The following is a 16,012-nucleotide window of genomic DNA, read 5'->3' as shown; positions in this document are numbered from 1 at the left end:
ACTGTCCGGATTCAACGGGAATTACCTTTCTACGATTATCTCAAGATCAATCTTCGATATTCTGCGCAAAAACGCCCAATCGCTTGAAAACCCACGCATGCGCCGGACTAATCCCGAAAAACCAGCCGGAGGGTTCTTGCATGAAATCGCGCACTAAGGTGGTCGTCATCGGAGGCGGCATCGCCGGTTGCTCAACGCTCTATCACCTGACCCGTGAAGGATGGAGCGATGTTGTACTGGTTGAGCGCAACGAGCTGACCAGCGGCACAACCTGGCATTCTGCTGCGCAAGTGACCAATTTCGGCATGAATCAGACCATGGTCGGGCTCAAGACCCATTCGATCAACCTGTACAAGGAACTGGCCGAGGACCCGGATTATCCGATCAACTACCATCACGGCGATGGCGGCATTCGTCTGGCCAATACGCCGGAGCAGATGCAGGGATATCGACACTTCGCGTCCATGGCGCGCGGGATGGATGTTCATTTCGAGGTGATCGACGCCGAAGAATGCGCCCGCCGTCATCCGCTGATCTCAACCGAGAACCTGCTGGGCGGGCTCTGGGATCCGCTGGATGGCGACATAGACCCGGCGCAGTTGTGTCAGGCCCTGGCCCGCCGCGCCCGCAAAGCTGGGGCCGAGGTGTATCGGAACACGCCGGTCACCGCGCTGACCCAGCATAAGGACGACACATGGACCGTGCACACCGAACATGGCGACATTGATTGCGATATCGTGGTGAACGCCTGCGGGTATCGTGTGAACGAGGTCGGCGCCATGATGGGCGTTCATCACCCTGTCGCATCGATGGAGCATCAGTATTTCCTGACCGAAGAAATCCCGACTATCCGCGAAGCGGGTCACCGGATGCCCCTGCTGCGCTGTCCGATCAGCGATTACTACTGCCGTCAGGAAAAGAACGGATTGCTGGTCGGGTTCTATGAACAGGATTGCAAGACCTGGGGCATGGACGGGATTGATCCGAACTTCGTCAACGCCTTGTGTCCGGATGATCTGGACCGGGTCACCGATGTGCTGGAAGGCGCCTTTGCCCGTATGCCCGCGCTGATGGAAGTCGGCATTCACACCGTCGTCAACGGCCCCATCACTTACACGATTGACGGCGCGCCGCTGGTCGGCCCGATCCCCGGCAAACGCAACGCCTTCTGCATCATCGGCCTGCGCGCCGGTCTTGGGGAAGGCGGTGGCCATGGCTGGCTGCTGGCGCAGCAGATCGTACATGGTGAAGCCTGCTATGACACATGGTGCCTCGATCCGCGTCGGTTTACAGGTCACACGAATGTGGAACTGACCGCGCTGAAAGCCATCGAGGACTATCAGAACGAATTCCGCTTTCACTTCCCCCATGAACACCGCCCCGCGGGCCGCCCGGCCAAGACCACCCCGTTGACCCCTGTTTTCGCAGCCGAAGGGGCAGAATTCACCGTTGTGAACGGGTGGGAACGGGTTGAGTACATCAAGCCGTCACCCGAGTTTCATCCCTCGCTGAGTTTCAATTTCGATGAGGCCTTTGATCTGGTTGCAGCCGAGGTTCAGAACATTCAAACCAATGTCGGCCTGACCGAAGTCAACGGCTTCAACCGTATCGAGATCACGGGCGCGGATCGTCACAAGTTTCTCGACCGGATGCTCTGCGGTGCGGTGACAAAGCGCGAAGGGCGCGTGGGGCTAGGCTATCTGCTCAACCACCATGGCATGGTCAAGGCTGAGGCCACCATCGCCAACCTGCCCGCCAGTGATCGTGGCCCGGCGCGGGTTTGGTACGGCTCGGCCGCGGCCAGTGAATATCACGATATGGACTGGTTGCAGGCACATCTGTCTGACGAAGAGGATGTGCAGCTGAAATCACTGACCAATGATCAGACCATTCTGGTGCTCGCGGGCCCCAAAGCACGTGATGTCTTGTCAGCCTGCGCGCGCGGCGACTGGTCCCGCGACAGCTTCCCCTGGCTGTCCGTGCGCGAGTGTTTTGTCGGCATCGCTCCGGCTACGGTGCTGAACATCAGCTTCTCAGGCGAATTGGCATATGAAATCCACGTCCCCAATGGTTCACTTTATGCGGCCTACCTCGCCCTGCGGCAGGCCGGGAACGCGCATGGGTTGAAGCTGTTCGGAGCGCGAGCGGTGGATTCGATGCGGATGGAAAAGGGCTTTTTGCACTGGAAAGCCGATCTGCTGACCGAATTTGATCCATTCGAGACCGGTTTGGACCGATTTATCAGGCTGAACAAAGGTGACTTCATTGGCCGGGACGCATTGATGAAACGTCAAGCGGAGGGCGCACGCAAGAAGCTGGTCAATCTGCAGATCGACGCAACCCACGCGCCTGCGCATGGCGGCGCATCTTTGATCTCGTCAGGCAAAGTCGTGGGCACGATCACGTCAGGTGATTGGGGTCACCGTACCGGATTGAACCTTGCCTATGGCTTCGTTGAGCCGGATTTCGCGGCCCCCGGCAGCCGAATGCAACTCGACCTGTGCGGCGAGATTGTCGAGGCAGAGGTCATTACGCCCTCACCCTACGACCCGGAATTCTCGCGAATGCGCGCCTGACCTTGCCCACTATTCCGATAGGCCGTCGGCGTCAGCCCGAATTCAGACCGAAACGCCCGTGTCATAGCGCTCGCGTTTTCATATCCGCATCGGCTGGCGATCTCGGCCACCGATTGCTGCGTCTCGGTCGCCAGGTTACGTGCCAGGTTCAGACGCAGGCGACGGTAGAGCGCCTGCGGCGTTGTTCCCAGCTCAGCTTGTACCCGGCTTTCGATCTTCTTCTGCGAACAACCCAGCTGCCGTGCGATCTCCTTGATCTGCACTGGCGTCTCGAGTGATTTCTGCATGATGTTCAGAACGCGGTTCACCAAACTATCTCCGGACTTCATCGGCAGTGCAGCGGCGCCCGGTTCACCGCGGTTCATCAACAGATGTGCGACCTCCATCGATAAAAGCGGGCCGTGGTCCGCAAGGATCATTGCCGTTGCCAAATCATAAGCCGCCATCGCGCCGGAACAGGTGATCCGGTTGCGATCGATCACATAGCGTTCCTGCACGGCATCGACCTCAGGAAAGGCCTCTTCGAACCGCGAAAGCTCATCCCAGTGAATGGTCGCGCGGTGACCTTCCAATAGGCCAGCACGGGCGAGCAGCCAGCTACCCGTATCCAAACCCGCCAGGTTAACATGCCGGGTCGCCGCTCGCCGCAGAGCCCGCAACGTCTCGGGCATTGCAAGGTCGAGATATCCGTAAGAAGGCATGACGACCAGCGTATTGCCGGTCTCAATCCCCAGCGCGCCATCCGGCGTCACCCGCAATCCGCTAGAGCTTTGGACCGATGCGCCATCCGGCGAATAGAATCGCCACGCATAAAGCTTCTGCCCCGCCAGAGTATTTGCCGCGCGCAGCGGTTCAACCAAACTGGCCAGACAGTGGTTCGAAAACCCGTCAAACAGCAGAATGTTATATCTCTGCGTCAACTTTTTCTATTCCCGCATGATATTTGACGAATACTGCATGTCATCGAGTCAGACAATCTCGTTTCATCGGCAACCAGATATCAAGGGAACACGCACCATGCAGTTTGGTTTGTCCGAAGAACAGGAAATGATCGTCTCGACGGTTCGCAGCTTTGTCGAGAAGGAAATCTACCCGCATGAGGCCGAGGTTGAACGGACCGGTCAGGTCTCGCACGAACTGGGTGAGCAGATCAAACAAAAGTGCATCGATCTGGGGTTCTACGCCTGCAACTTCCCGGAAGAGGTTGGCGGCGCGGGCTTGTCGCATCTCGATTTCACGCTGGTCGAACGCGAGCTGGGCCGTGGCTCGATGGCGCTGACCCATTTCTTTGGCCGCCCGCAGAACATCCTGATGGCGTGTAACGATGAACAGCGCGAGCGTTACCTTCTGCCCGCCGTGCGTGGCGAAAAGATGGACGCGTTGGCGATGACCGAACCGGATGCGGGATCGGACGTGCGGGGAATGAAATGTCAAGCCGTGCGCGACGCCGGGGACTGGGTTGTCAACGGCTCAAAGCACTTCATCTCGGGCGCGGAACACGCGGATTTCTTCATCGTCTTCATCGCCACCGGCGTCGACGAGACCCCGAAAGGGCCAAAAAAACGGATCACCACATTCCTTGTGGATCGCGGCACACCCGGCTTCGAGGTGCGCGAGGGATACAACTCGGTCAGCCATAAGGGTTACAAGAACTACATTCTGTATTTCGACAATTGCCGCCTGCCTGACGCGCAGGTGCTGGGCGAGGTGGATGGCGGCTTTGCCGTGATGAACGAATGGCTTTACGCAACCCGACTGACGGTTGCGGCCTTTTCGGTCGGGCGCGCGCGTCGCTGCTTTGACTATGCGCTGAACTACGCTGCCGAGCGCAAGCAATTCGGCCAGCCGATCGGCAAGTTTCAGGGTGTAGGCTTCCAGATCGCCGACATGATCACCGAGATCGATGCCGCCGATTGGCTGACCCTCTCTGCAGCGTGGCGTCTGGATGAAAATCTGCCCTCGAACCGAGAAATCGCGTCGGCCAAGCTCTACGCCTCGGAAATGCTGGCACGTGTCACCGACACAACGTTGCAGATATTTGGCGGTATGGGCCTGATGGATGACTTCCCCATCGAACGTTTTTGGCGCGACGCGCGGGTCGAGCGCATCTGGGATGGCACCAGCGAAATTCAGCGCCACATCATCAGCCGCGACCTTCTCCGTCCGCTGGGCGCCTGACGATGAGCAAAGATCTCACCCGGCTGCTGCGGCCCAAATCCATCGCTGTGATTGGCGGTGGCGCCTGGTGCCAGCAGGTCATTCAGCAATCTGAGCGCATGGGCTATGCGGGCCATATCTGGCCTGTGCATCCCAAGGCTGCTGATATTGCGGGTCACAAGGTCTATGGGCGTCTGGAAGACCTGCCCGAGGCACCGGATGCGGTTTTCATCGGCATCAACCGGCACGCCACGATTGAGGCGGTTCAGCTATTGGCCCGCATGGGGGCCGGCGGTGCGGTGTGTTTCGCATCTGGCTTCTCGGAAGCAGCCGCAGAGGATGAAACCGGTGGCGACCTGCAGCAACAACTGATTTCCGCTGCAGGTGACATGCCTATTCTGGGGCCGAACTGCTATGGCTTCATCAATGCACTGGACGGAGCCTTGCTGTGGCCGGACCAGCATGGGGCTAAGCCTGTCGATAAGGGCGTTGCGATCCTGACGCAAAGCTCGAACATCTCGATCAACCTAACCATGCAAAAACGTGCGCTGCCAATTGCTTATATGGTGGCCTGCGGGAACATGGCCCAGACCAGCCAGGCCCTGATCGCTTCGGCTCTGTTAAACGACCCACGCGTCACTGCAGTTGGGCTGCATGTCGAAGGGTTCAAGGACATTCGTGAGTGGGAAGCTCTGGCTGCCAAAGCATACCGCAAAGGCATTCCACTGGTAGCCCTCAAAGTCGGCGCGTCCGAGCAGGCACAGGCCGCAACCGTATCGCACACGGCTTCTTTGGCAGGCAGCGATGCAGGCGCGCAAGCTCTGCTTGAACGTCTCGGCATCCCGCGCCTGTCCGCCCTGCCCGATTTCCTTGAAACGCTGAAACTGCTGCATTGCTATGGCCCGCTACCAGGCCGCAACATCGCCTCGATCAGTTGTTCTGGCGGTGAGGCCAGTCTGATCGCCGACATGGCCGTTGGTATAGGTCTGACCTTCCCATGTCTGTCCGATAACAAGAAAGCCCATCTGCGCGATGCGCTTGGCCCCATGGTCGCGCTGAATAATCCGCTGGATTACCACACCTATATCTGGCGTGATGAAGGAGCGATGGCGAAGGCCTGGTCCGGCATGACCGGCGACGACATTGACCTGACGGTCTCGATTGTCGACTACCCGAACACCGACGCGACCGATTGGATCTGCGCCACGCGGGCGGCCCTGAGGGTGCGCGCTGAAACCGGCGCTCGGTTCGCCATCGCAGCTACGCTGCCCGAGCTTTTGCCCGAAGACGTCGCGCAAGAGCTCATGGACGGAGGTGTCGTGCCTTTCATGGGGCTGGCCGAAGCGCTCTCCGCCATTCGCGCGGCAGGGCAGATCGCAGCACCCTCGGCAATCCCCGTTTGGCTGCCGGGCACAACCGAGGCCAACCGGACGCTCACCGAAGGTGAATCCAAAAAGGCTCTGGCCCAATGCGGTCTGCGCATCCCGCAGAACCGCACGATCGGTGGGCCAGACGAGGCACGTGCAGCGGCGCAGGAAATGGATGCACCTTTCGCGGTCAAAGGCGTTGGTCTTGCACATAAGTCCGAGCATGCCGCCGTTCGGCTGGGCGTTCAGGCCGAGGACGTCGCTGAGGTTGCAGCCGAGATCGGTACGAGCGAGATACTGATCGAAGAAATGATTGCTGGAACGGTCGCCGAACTGCTTATCGGGGTGGTCCGCGATCCGGCGCATGGATTTGTGCTGACTCTGGGTGCCGGTGGCGTCCTGACCGAAGTGCTGCGTGATACCGCATCGCTGCTGCTGCCCTGTACCTCCGATGAAATCCGAACCGCCCTTGGCAAACTGAAGATCGCGCCGCTTTTGGCGGGCTATCGCGGCCAACCGGCGGCTGATATGGATGCGATCATCACCGCGATTGAGGCCGTTCAGGCCTATGTCATGCAAAATGCCGACACGCTTGGCGAGGTTGAGATTAACCCGCTCCTCTGCACGCCCGACAAGGCGGTGGCCGTGGACGCCCTTATCAGAAAGGCCTGAGAAATGGACCCGATCAAAACCCGCCGCGAAGGGGCGATCCTTGAGGTGACGCTGGACCGGCCCAAGGCCAATGCGATCGACCTGGTTACCAGCCGGATCATGGGCGATGTCTTTGCTGAATTCCGTGACGATCCTGAGTTGCGCGTGGTCATCCTGACTGGCGCAGGTGAGAAGTTCTTCTGCCCGGGATGGGATCTGAAAGCCGCCGCCGAAGGCGATGCTGTCGATGGGGACTACGGTGTTGGCGGCTTTGGCGGCCTGCAGGAACTGCGTGACCTGAACAAACCGGTCATCGCGGCCGTTAATGGCATCGCCTGCGGTGGCGGGTTGGAACTTGCTCTATCCGCAGACATGATCCTGGCCGCTGATCACGCCACTTTTGCGTTACCCGAGATCCGTTCAGGCACGGTGGCCGACGCGGCGAGTGTCAAACTGCCCAAGCGCATTCCCTATCACATCGCGATGGAGTTGCTGCTGACTGGCCGCTGGTTCGATGCCGAAGAGGCCAATCGTTGGGGGCTGGTGAATGAGATCATCGCGGTCGATCAATTGATGGATCGCGCCTGGGAACTGGCGCGCCTGCTCGCCTCGGGGCCGCCACTTGTCTATGCGGCGATCAAAGAGATCGTGCGTGACGCTGAAGATGCCAAGTTCCAAGACACCATGAACCGCATCACCAAGCGCCAGTTGCGCACGGTTGATGTGCTTTATGCAAGCGAAGACCAGTTGGAAGGCGCGAAGGCCTTTGCCGAAAAGCGCGACCCGGTCTGGAAGGGCAAGTAGCCCGCTCTAGCGCATGACAAACGGATCCGGGATCGGCTCATCGCTGGTCCGAAGCCAAACGGCTTTGACGGTTGTATAGTCCAGCGCGGCTTCGATCCCGCCTTCGCGCCCGTGACCTGACAGCCCATGGCCCCCAAACGGCGCGATCGGGCTAACCGCACGATAGGTGTTCACCCAGACGATCCCCGCCCGAATGGCCCGGATCACGCGATGGGCGCGGGTGAGGTCTCGGGTAAACAGCCCGGAAGCCAGACCGTATTGCGTATCATTGGCAATAGCGATGGCCTCAGCCTCATCTTCGAAACTGATGACCGACAGCACAGGGCCAAAGAACTCATTGCTCAGGCAGGCCGCGTTTGGGGCGGCGTCACAATCCAGAATGGTTGGCGCGAAGTAATACCCGTCGCGATCCAGAGCCTGCCCCCCGGTCACCAGTTTCGCGCCCTGCTCAATTGATTGAGCAATCAACGCTTCGGCTCTGCCGCGTTGACGCGCGGTGCAAAGCGGTCCGACCTCGGTCTCCATCTTGTCCGGTGCGCCGATGACAATCGCTTTGGCTTTTTCTTTCAGGCGCGCCAGAAAGGCGTCCTTGATCCCGGCCTGTACCACAAGACGAGATCCTGAAACGCAGCTTTGCCCGGTCGCCGCAAACACCCCTGAGACCTGAGCGTTCACCGCACTTTCCAGATCGGCATCGTCAAATACGATGAATGGGGATTTGCCGCCCAGTTCCAGCGACGTCGAGGCCAGATTCTCTGCTGAATTGCGCACGATATGACGGGCCGTCTCAGGCCCACCTGTAAACGCCACATGCGCCACTTTGGGATGGCTTGTCAGCGTGGCGCCCACTTCGGGGCCGCCCGTGATGACACTCAGGACACCCTTGGGGAATCCGGCCTGATCGAAGATACGCGCAAATTCCAGCATCGGCGCAGGACCATCTTCGCTGGCTTTGAGGACCACTGTACAACCTGCAGCCAATGCAGGCCCAATTTTGACCGCCGACAGAAACAGCTGAGAATTCCATGGCACGACTGCCGCAACAACACCTACGGGTTCGCGCCGCAGCCAAACCTCCATATCCGGTTTGTCGATGGGCAGGTGTGCACCTTCGATCTTGTCGGCAAGCCCAGCATAATACCGATAATATTCAGCCACATAAGCGATCTGCGCGGTTGTTTCGCGGATGATCTTTCCGGTGTCGCGCGTTTCCAATTCCGCCAGTTGCGGCGCGTTCTCAGCAATCAGATCGGCGAGGCTCATCAGAAGCTTGCCCCGCGCGCTGGCCGTCATTTGTGCCCATTCAACCGAGACAAATGCTCGCTCAGCCGCATCCACCGCGCGGTTTACATCGTCAACGGTGGCGTCGGGCATCCGAGCCCACGGGTTGCCTGTCGCCGGGTCGATGCTATCGAAATGCCGAGCCGCGTCTTCGAACTGACCCCCGATATAGTGCTGGAAGCTTTGCATATGTATTTCCCTTAAGGTGATCAGGCAAATGCGGGCATCACATCATTGATAAACCGCTCAAGCGAGGCTTTTTTTCGCTCAAACGACATCGAGCTGTCGATCCAAAACGCATATTCATCATAGCCCAATGCCTCATACCCTTTCAGCCGTTCGATGACCTTATCAGGGGTACCGATCACGAGGTCACGCGCCATGGCCTCGGGGCTATAGAACGGGTGGGCGGTAATCTCTTCATCGGTAAGCGGCTCGATTAGTCCATGAGAGATTTCGCGCTGGTTCATGAACCACGCCCCGAAATAACAGTAGAACCGGTTCAGCTCGACAGCTCCTAATTGGGCGTCCTCATCGCTGTCTGCCACATAGGTGTGCTGCAGCAACATGATTTTCGGGCGTGGTTGGTCTGAATGTTTTACACAAGCCGCGTTGAACTTTTCCATCAGGTCCGAGATTTCAGCATCACCCTTCCACAACGGCGTCACCTGCACATTGCATCCCTGCGCAACCGCAAATTCGTGGCTGTTCGGATCACGAGCCGCAATCCAGATCGGAGGGCCTTCGAGCCTCAATGGAAGCGGTGCCGAGGTGGTTTTGGGAAACTGATAGAACTCTCCTTCATGCTCGTAATCGCCCTCCCAAAGCGCCTTCACAGCAGGCACAAGCTCGCGCATGCGCTGACCGGCTTCCCAGGCATCCATACCCGGCATCAGGCGCTCGTATTCAAAGGAATACGCCCCGCGCGCGATACCCACCTCAAGCCGTCCATCAGTGATGATGTCGGTCATCGCCGCCTCACCGGCCAGTCGGATCGGGTGCCAGAATGGTGCGATCACGGTCCCCGTCCCCAGCCGCACATTGTTGGTGTGACGCGCGACGTCCACCAAACTCAGAAACGGGTTTGGCGCGATGGTGAAATTCATACCATGATGTTCACCCGTCCAGATTGCATGCATCCCGCCCTGATCGGCGATCCTGCACAGCTCAATGAACTCATCATAGATCTTCTTCTGATCTTCATCCGCAGAAATGCGCTCCATATGAGCAAATAACGAAAACTTCATCGCTCAACCCTCTGATGAGACAGGTCGGATGGTACCGCTGTCCTGATTGCCAAAATACACCCCGAAATTCCCCATTCGGCTCTCGACTGCAAAACGCTGCAACATCGTACGCACCACCGGGTCGGCCAAAGCGTCAAGCGTCTGTGCATCGAGGTCATGGAACGCGCCCTGCTCCGCAGCTTCCCCACTGGCCTGACACAAGAATGAGATATGCTGGGTTTCGCGCGTCTCGTCTTCGTAGACGGAGTAGATGAACCCTGCTTCAGCCTCGACCCCACTGGCGTCGATTAATCGCCGAAGGGCTGCTGACGCACCGTCTTTGCCGACTTTGACTTCGGGCAAAGCGAACGAACCGCCTTTGATTTCGACCAACAAGACCCTTCCCTGGTGCGCAATCAGGGCCGAGACCATCAGGTTGGCGCGATTGTTCAACGCCTCGGCTTCTGCCGCTGGCGTGACATAAGCGCCCCGCGCATAGCCAAGGCCCGGATGGGTGTTGTTCGCATAGGCTTGAACCTTGCCCATCAGGATCAGATGATCGCCTGCCTCAACGGTTTTGAACATCGAACAGTCAAACCAGGCCGAGACACCGTCAAAAATCGGCGCACCATGCGGTCCGGGCCGCCAATCAACCGCTGAAAAACGATCTTCGACCGGTCGGGCGAATGTGTTTGAAACCTCTTTTTGCGCCTCGGACAACACGTTGACGGCAAAGCCTCCCGCACCGGCAAAGGCATCGTAGTTGCGTGATGTATTCGCAAGGCAGACCAGAACCAAAGGCGGATCAAGCGAGACCGAGGTGAACGAATTCGCCGTGAACCCCAGCGGTCTGCCATCGGGGTCGTGTGTCGTAACCACGGTCACGCCCGTCATGAAAGCGCCAAACGCATTGCGCAGGTCGCGCGGATCAAACTCTGTCATCGTTTGCCTCCCACCTAAGCCAGTCTTTCAGGGCCGCATTCACCTGCTCCGGAGCGGTTAGGTTGACCAGATGCCGATGCCCTGCGATGACCACTGATTGCCCCTTGGGGGCGGCTGCGGCCATGTTATCAGACATTTCAGGCGTCGAATTCAGGTCTCCATCCCCGGTGATCGCAAGAAATGGGCAAGCGATGTCGCCCAAACGGTCGGCATAGGTCCGATCCCCGCGCGCAAATGCACTGTAGGCCGTTGCATAACCAACTGGATCGACTTTAGCCAACCAGCCTTCCACGTCCTTCCGTGCAGCCTGTTCTATCGGACTATTACCAAACCAGCGGTTCAGAGGTGTCTCAAGATCGAAACATCCGCTGCCAATCTGATCCGCGCGCGTTTCCACCGCTGCGCGCGCCTCGGGGGATCGGCAATATACACCGTTCAACAGCGCCACCCGCTCGACAGCATCAGGATAGCTGGCCGCGTAGCCTGCAGCGACAAGCGCACCCATGGAGTGACCGGCGAGACTGACGCGTCCAAGGTTCAAAGCTGCCAGAGCCGTCCAAAGCCATTCGACAAAGCCAGGCAGTTGCGCGCCCTCAGGCAATCGGGACGATCCACCATGCCCCGGCATGTCCACCGCAATCACACGATGCGTTTCCGACAGCACGTCAACCTGCGGCCCCCAGGCTGCAGATTGCATCCCGACCCCGTGGATCAATACCACCGGTTTTCCGCACCCCGCTTCACGATAGCTGAGCGTTCCGTAGGGTTCAGACAGCTGCAGGGTTGTCAACGTCATGGCCCAACTCTTTCAGGTCTTGATAACGATCACCGATCCGGTGATGTGGACGCCCACCGACCGAGGCACCAAGCGCCACCACGATCTCATCCGGTGCCGGCGCGTCCGCGACAGACAACTGAATAGTCAGATAGTGACTGCGCCGACCGCCATCGTTCTTGTCCATCAGCGGTATCTGCAGCGGCGCATTGGCCGGACCGCGCGTGTTGGTGAATGCAAGATAGGATTTAGCACCCACCGCCTCGCGATAGTGGTTCCCGAACCGCAGCGTATGGATCAACGCCGAGGCATGCTCAACTTCACCATTCACACCGACTATGGCGGATTTTCCGTAGCCCTCGACCTTGTCGCCCCCTCCGGCGGCGTCCAGCACCATCTCGGTCAGCAGCTTGCCCAGTCCCGGCGCGCAATCGTTGATCTCGGGCCTCAGATTCTCGACGAAACCCCGGCCTGCCCACGGATTTCGGATAACCGCGACGGCTGCGATCATCTTCAAAGGGCGCTCAGCCACCCTGTCCCCTTCGATCAGAGTGTTTTCGACATGAAGAAGCGTTTTTCGGATTTCGGCTGGCATGGCTGCACCCTATGGTTCGATTCTCGATTTGACTTATGGTATACCATAATACCATCAGTCAATCCCATTGCGCCGAAACACCCTCATTGATATCACCGCAGCTATGACCACACCCGCGCTTTCCAGAATAGAACAACCGCCATTAACCCTGCGGGACATCGTGCAGGAACGTATGCGGGACGCGATCATCGAAGGGCATTTCAAACCGGGAGAGCGGCTAGTCGAACGACCATTGTGCGATCAGCTTGGTGTCAGCCGCACCGTTGTACGCGAAACGATCCGCTATCTCGAAGCCGAAGGTCTGGTTGAAATCCTGCCGGGGCGCGGACCAATCGTGGCGCGTATGAACTGGAATGATGCGCAGCAGATCTACGAGATCCGACGGATGCTGGAGACGGCGGCAGCTCGAAAATGCGCCAAAAACATAACTGACGAGCGCGCGATGCGCCTTCGGAGTGCGCTCGACCAGCTCAAGCATCAGTTTACCGACAAAACGCCCGGTGGGCTATTTCGCGCCACGGCGGGATTTTACGCCGAGATATTTCAGGGCGCGGGCGATCATATCGCATGGGAGATCGTGCAACGCCTCAACGGCCGCATCAGCCGGTTGCGCATGATGACTCTCTCTTCGACTGAACGCAGCCGCCCGGGGCCCGAGCATATGCAGGCGATATGCGATGCGATTATCTCAGGCGATGCGGAAAAAGCCGCAGCGGCGGTTGAGAGACATCTGGATGACACCACCGCGATTGCCGAAAGACTACTGGCCGAACACGCCGATTAATCGCCTCTCATTTCAGATCTTATGTCCAGATCTGTCGTTTCTTGGTAATGTCTCACAATGATCTGTGAGTTTGGTGAGTTCAGAATCGATCTTCTGCGTCAGGAACTTCTGCGCGACGGATCGGTTGTCGATGTAGAACCGCTGGCGTTCCAGCTCATCGCCCTTTTGGCCAAGAACCAAGACCGCCTCGTTACAAAAGACGAGCTGTTTGCCACCTTGTGGGGCAATCGGATCGTGTCCGAGGCTGCCTTGTCCACTTGCATCAAATCGGCGCGGCGCGCTGTCGAAGATACCGGGGATCGGCAAGCAGTTATCAAAACGGTTCATGGCAAAGGGCTGCGGTGGATGGCCCCGTTGCAGATCATTGATTGCGAGGCAACGCCCGCATCCGTAGTGCCGCAGGATCTGGACGTGCAGGACACCGAATGGATCGAAGCCGCGACACGGCCCACAATCGCCATTCTTCCCTTCGATAACATCGGTGCGGACGGCACGGCCAAAACGCTTAGCGCCGCGATACCACACGAACTCATCGCATCCATTTCTCGGTTGCGCTGGATTGCCGTAATCGCGCGCGGGTCATCGTTTCGCTTCCATTCAAAGTCCGGTGAGATCGGAGAAATCCGCAAGAGTCTCGGGGCCCGATATTGCCTGACCGGCAGTGTCGAAGTGATGGGCCCTCGGGTCGCTATCAGCGTCATGCTGTCCAGTACCGCAGATGGCGAAGTGATTTGGGCCGACCGTTTCAATTCCCGCCTCGATGATGTGCACGAGGTGCGCGAGCAGATCGTTTCTCATGTCGTCTTCGCAATCGAGGTTCAGATCCCGCTGAGCGAGGCGTCAAAGGCACGCCTCCGATCGCCCGAAAATATCGATGCCTGGGCAACCTATCATCTGGGCTTGCAATCCCTCTATCGCTTTGACGCCAATGAAAATGACCGGGCGATTGCCTTATTCGAAAAGGCGATCGCTTTGGAACCCGAGTTTGCACGGGCGCACGGGGCGTTGTCCTTTGCCCATTTCAAAACAGCATTCATGCACTATTCGGACAGTCCTGCCGAACCAATTAAGCTCGCACGGGCCGAAGCCGAGCGTGCCGTCGATCTGGACCCGATGGACCCGTTTGCCAATTTCAACATGGGCCGCGCCCTGTGGCTAGTGGGTGATCTAAACAGCGCCAAAATCTGGCTGGACCGCTCTACTGCGCTCAGCCCGAATTTTGCGCAAGGCATCTACGCCCGCGCCTGGACCGAGACGGTGTCCGGCGCCAGCGGCATCGGTCGGCGTCTGTCGGACGAAGCCCGCGCGCTCAGCCCGCTTGATCCGCTGCTTTATGCGATGCTGGGAACACGCGCGATGAGCCTGGCGATGGAAGGTCGCGATAGCGAAGCCGCGGATTGGGCAGTACGAGCTGCAAATGCGCCGGGAGCGCATGATCTGATCAGCCTGATTGCGACGTTTACAAACGAACTGGCGGGCAACCAAACCGAGGCTGCCCAATGGGCAGATCGCGTGCGTGCCTCGCGCCAACGCATCACGCAGGATCATTTTTTCCGGTCGTTCCCCTTTACCGACCCGGATACGCGTTCACGGTTTTCAAGTGCGTTGACCCGGCAAGGTATTCCTCAAATCTGAGCCAGAAGAACTAATTTCACGCCGATTTACAGGGTTTCCTCAGAAACTCCTCAGGACTCGCGCCGCCCATTGCGTCTAGTCTTGCGGCATTAGGGGGGCCTGATCCGGCCAAACCAACACTTCATGTAGGATAATACAATGACCGATCAAAAGCTTAGAACGACGCAAGGAAACGGGCGCGTTTTTGACAGCGTTCTGGATACCATCGGGAACACTCCCGTCATCCGCATCAACAATCTGGGTCCCGAAGGCGTCAATCTGTTTGTGAAATTCGAAGCATTCAATCCCGCCGGGTCGGTCAAGGATCGTCTGGCCGTCAACATCATCGAGGCTGCCGAACGCAGTGGCGCCCTGAAGCCGGGCCAGACCGTGGTCGAGGCCACAAGTGGCAATACCGGCATCGGGCTTGCCATGGTTTGCGCGCAAAAAGGTTATCCTCTGGTGGTGACCATGGCCGATAGTTTCTCTGTCGAGCGTCGTCGCCTGATGCGGATGCTGGGGGCGAAGGTGGTGCTGACCCCACGCGCCGAAAAGGGATTTGGCATGTACCGCAAAGCCGCCGAACTCGCCGAGGCGCATGGCTGGCTACTGGCGCGGCAGTTCGAGACGGAGGCCAATGCCGAGATTCACGCCGCAACCACCGCGCAGGAGATTCTGAGCGATTTCAACGGTCAACGACTGGACTACCTCGTGACCGGCTACGGGACTGGCGGTACAGTTACCGGCGTCGCCCGGGTGCTGCGCAAGGAACGGCCCGAGACCAAGATCATCCTCTCTGAGCCTGCCAATGCGCAACTGATTGGCAGCGGTATTGCCACTGACCGTGGGCAGGATGGTGATCCTCTGTCCAGCCACCCGGCTTTTGAGCCGCACCCGATCCAAGGCTGGACACCGGATTTCATACCGGCCGTTTTGCAGGAATCGATCGACAACAACTTCTTCGACGAATTGATTCCCGTCCCCGGCCCGACAGGCGTGGAATGGGCCCGGAAACTGGCCAGCCAAGAGGGCATTCTGACGGGCATCTCAGGTGGGGCCACCTTCGCAATCGCCGTCGGCATTGCTGAAAAAGCCGATCCGGGCGCGAACATCCTGTGCATGCTGCCCGATACTGGCGAGCGTTACCTGAGCACACCGCTCTTTGAAGGAATAGCCGAAGAGATGACCGAGGAAGAGATCGCGATCTCGAACTCCACTCCCGGCTATCAGATGTCCTGAG

The 16,012-nt window shown here is 58.7% G+C and carries 13 protein-coding genes; 7 read left to right on the top strand and 6 right to left on the bottom strand.

Translation table 11 applies throughout. The features are described 5' to 3' along the window. Positions 1-140 precede the first annotated feature (140 nt). Positions 141-2,576 carry a GcvT family protein gene (locus ACR0IV_RS13255; protein ID WP_480658792.1) on the top strand — a complete coding sequence of 812 codons (2,436 nt, stop codon included), beginning with the start codon at positions 141-143 and terminating at the stop codon, positions 2,574-2,576. Here ACR0IV_RS13255 and ACR0IV_RS13250 read toward each other — a convergent pair. Then, the gene (locus ACR0IV_RS13250; RefSeq protein ID WP_480658794.1) at positions 2,543-3,496 is read right to left on the bottom strand and encodes a GlxA family transcriptional regulator; all 954 of its coding nucleotides are present in this window, start codon (positions 3,494-3,496) and stop codon (positions 2,543-2,545) included. The two genes, ACR0IV_RS13255 and ACR0IV_RS13250, sit on opposite strands and share 34 nt — an antisense overlap. Before the next feature lie 97 nt (positions 3,497-3,593). On the opposite strand from ACR0IV_RS13250, the gene ACR0IV_RS13245 reads away from it, so the two are divergent. From ACR0IV_RS13245 to ACR0IV_RS13235, 3 genes are read left to right on the top strand one after another with little or no spacing between them, the layout of a single operon-like run. Continuing rightward, positions 3,594-4,754: an acyl-CoA dehydrogenase family protein gene (locus ACR0IV_RS13245; RefSeq protein ID WP_480472602.1), complete on the top strand. Its 1,161-nt coding sequence runs from the start codon at positions 3,594-3,596 to the stop codon at positions 4,752-4,754. A 2-nt stretch (positions 4,755-4,756) separates the two neighbouring features. Next, on the top strand, positions 4,757-6,772 hold the full coding sequence (locus ACR0IV_RS13240) for an acetate--CoA ligase family protein (RefSeq protein WP_480658795.1): 2,016 nt from the start codon (positions 4,757-4,759) through the stop codon (positions 6,770-6,772). 3 nt (positions 6,773-6,775) lie between these two features. Continuing rightward, on the top strand, positions 6,776-7,555 hold the full coding sequence (locus ACR0IV_RS13235) for a carnitinyl-CoA dehydratase (RefSeq protein ID WP_480658796.1): 780 nt from the start codon (positions 6,776-6,778) through the stop codon (positions 7,553-7,555). A 6-nt stretch (positions 7,556-7,561) separates the two neighbouring features. Here ACR0IV_RS13235 and ACR0IV_RS13230 read toward each other — a convergent pair whose 3' ends face one another. The 5 genes from ACR0IV_RS13230 to ACR0IV_RS13210 are packed head-to-tail and all read right to left on the bottom strand — an operon-like array spanning position 7,562 to position 12,374. Then, on the bottom strand, positions 7,562-9,025 hold the full coding sequence (locus tag ACR0IV_RS13230) for an aldehyde dehydrogenase (protein ID WP_480658797.1): 1,464 nt from the start codon (positions 9,023-9,025) through the stop codon (positions 7,562-7,564). A 20-nt stretch (positions 9,026-9,045) separates the two neighbouring features. Then, the gene (locus tag ACR0IV_RS13225) at positions 9,046-10,083 is read right to left on the bottom strand and encodes an LLM class flavin-dependent oxidoreductase (protein ID WP_480658799.1); all 1,038 of its coding nucleotides are present in this window, start codon (positions 10,081-10,083) and stop codon (positions 9,046-9,048) included. Positions 10,084-10,086: 3 nt separating this feature from the next. Beyond that, on the bottom strand, positions 10,087-11,004 hold the full coding sequence (locus ACR0IV_RS13220; protein WP_480658801.1) for a flavin reductase family protein: 918 nt from the start codon (positions 11,002-11,004) through the stop codon (positions 10,087-10,089). After that, positions 10,991-11,800, bottom strand: a complete 810-nt coding sequence (locus ACR0IV_RS13215) for an alpha/beta fold hydrolase (protein ID WP_480658803.1) — start codon at positions 11,798-11,800, stop codon at positions 10,991-10,993. Before ACR0IV_RS13215 ends, ACR0IV_RS13220 begins: the two co-directional genes overlap by 14 nt. Beyond that, positions 11,772-12,374: an amino acid synthesis family protein gene (locus ACR0IV_RS13210; protein ID WP_480658804.1), complete on the bottom strand. Its 603-nt coding sequence runs from the start codon at positions 12,372-12,374 to the stop codon at positions 11,772-11,774. The genes ACR0IV_RS13215 and ACR0IV_RS13210 overlap by 29 nt, the downstream gene beginning before the upstream one ends. A gap of 103 nt (positions 12,375-12,477) precedes the next feature. On the opposite strand from ACR0IV_RS13210, the gene ACR0IV_RS13205 reads away from it, so the two are divergent. From ACR0IV_RS13205 to cysK, 3 genes are all read left to right on the top strand, one after another. Next, positions 12,478-13,158, top strand: coding sequence for a GntR family transcriptional regulator (locus ACR0IV_RS13205; protein ID WP_480658805.1), 681 nt, complete (start codon positions 12,478-12,480; stop codon positions 13,156-13,158). Between the two features lie 57 nt (positions 13,159-13,215). Further along, complete coding sequence (locus ACR0IV_RS13200) at positions 13,216-14,793, top strand: winged helix-turn-helix domain-containing tetratricopeptide repeat protein (protein WP_480658807.1); 1,578 nt, start codon at positions 13,216-13,218, stop codon at positions 14,791-14,793. A 138-nt stretch (positions 14,794-14,931) separates the two neighbouring features. Further along, the gene (gene cysK / locus ACR0IV_RS13195) at positions 14,932-16,011 is read left to right on the top strand and encodes a cysteine synthase A (protein ID WP_480658809.1); all 1,080 of its coding nucleotides are present in this window, start codon (positions 14,932-14,934) and stop codon (positions 16,009-16,011) included. Position 16,012: the final 1 nt, after the last annotated feature.

This window comes from Ruegeria sp. C2 (genome assembly GCF_056537765.1).
This window is presented reverse-complemented; position numbering and strand designations above follow the sequence as displayed.

Bases quoted from the DNA above. Each gene is read 5' to 3' on its own strand.
- ACR0IV_RS13230 (WP_480658797.1), bottom strand. From the start codon at position 9,025: ATGCAAAGCTTCCAGCACTATATCGGGGGTCAGTTCGAAGACGCGGCT.
- ACR0IV_RS13215 (WP_480658803.1), bottom strand. From the start codon at position 11,800: ATGACGTTGACAACCCTGCAGCTGTCTGAACCCTACGGAACGCTCAGC.
- ACR0IV_RS13205 (WP_480658805.1), top strand. From the start codon at position 12,478: ATGACCACACCCGCGCTTTCCAGAATAGAACAACCGCCATTAACCCTG.
- ACR0IV_RS13220 (WP_480658801.1), bottom strand. From the start codon at position 11,004: ATGACAGAGTTTGATCCGCGCGACCTGCGCAATGCGTTTGGCGCTTTC.
- ACR0IV_RS13245 (WP_480472602.1), top strand. From the start codon at position 3,594: ATGCAGTTTGGTTTGTCCGAAGAACAGGAAATGATCGTCTCGACGGTT.
- ACR0IV_RS13240 (WP_480658795.1), top strand. From the start codon at position 4,757: ATGAGCAAAGATCTCACCCGGCTGCTGCGGCCCAAATCCATCGCTGTG.
- ACR0IV_RS13225 (WP_480658799.1), bottom strand. From the start codon at position 10,083: ATGAAGTTTTCGTTATTTGCTCATATGGAGCGCATTTCTGCGGATGAA.
- ACR0IV_RS13255 (WP_480658792.1), top strand. From the start codon at position 141: ATGAAATCGCGCACTAAGGTGGTCGTCATCGGAGGCGGCATCGCCGGT.
- ACR0IV_RS13235 (WP_480658796.1), top strand. From the start codon at position 6,776: ATGGACCCGATCAAAACCCGCCGCGAAGGGGCGATCCTTGAGGTGACG.
- ACR0IV_RS13210 (WP_480658804.1), bottom strand. From the start codon at position 12,374: ATGCCAGCCGAAATCCGAAAAACGCTTCTTCATGTCGAAAACACTCTG.
- cysK (WP_480658809.1), top strand. From the start codon at position 14,932: ATGACCGATCAAAAGCTTAGAACGACGCAAGGAAACGGGCGCGTTTTT.
- ACR0IV_RS13200 (WP_480658807.1), top strand. From the start codon at position 13,216: ATGATCTGTGAGTTTGGTGAGTTCAGAATCGATCTTCTGCGTCAGGAA.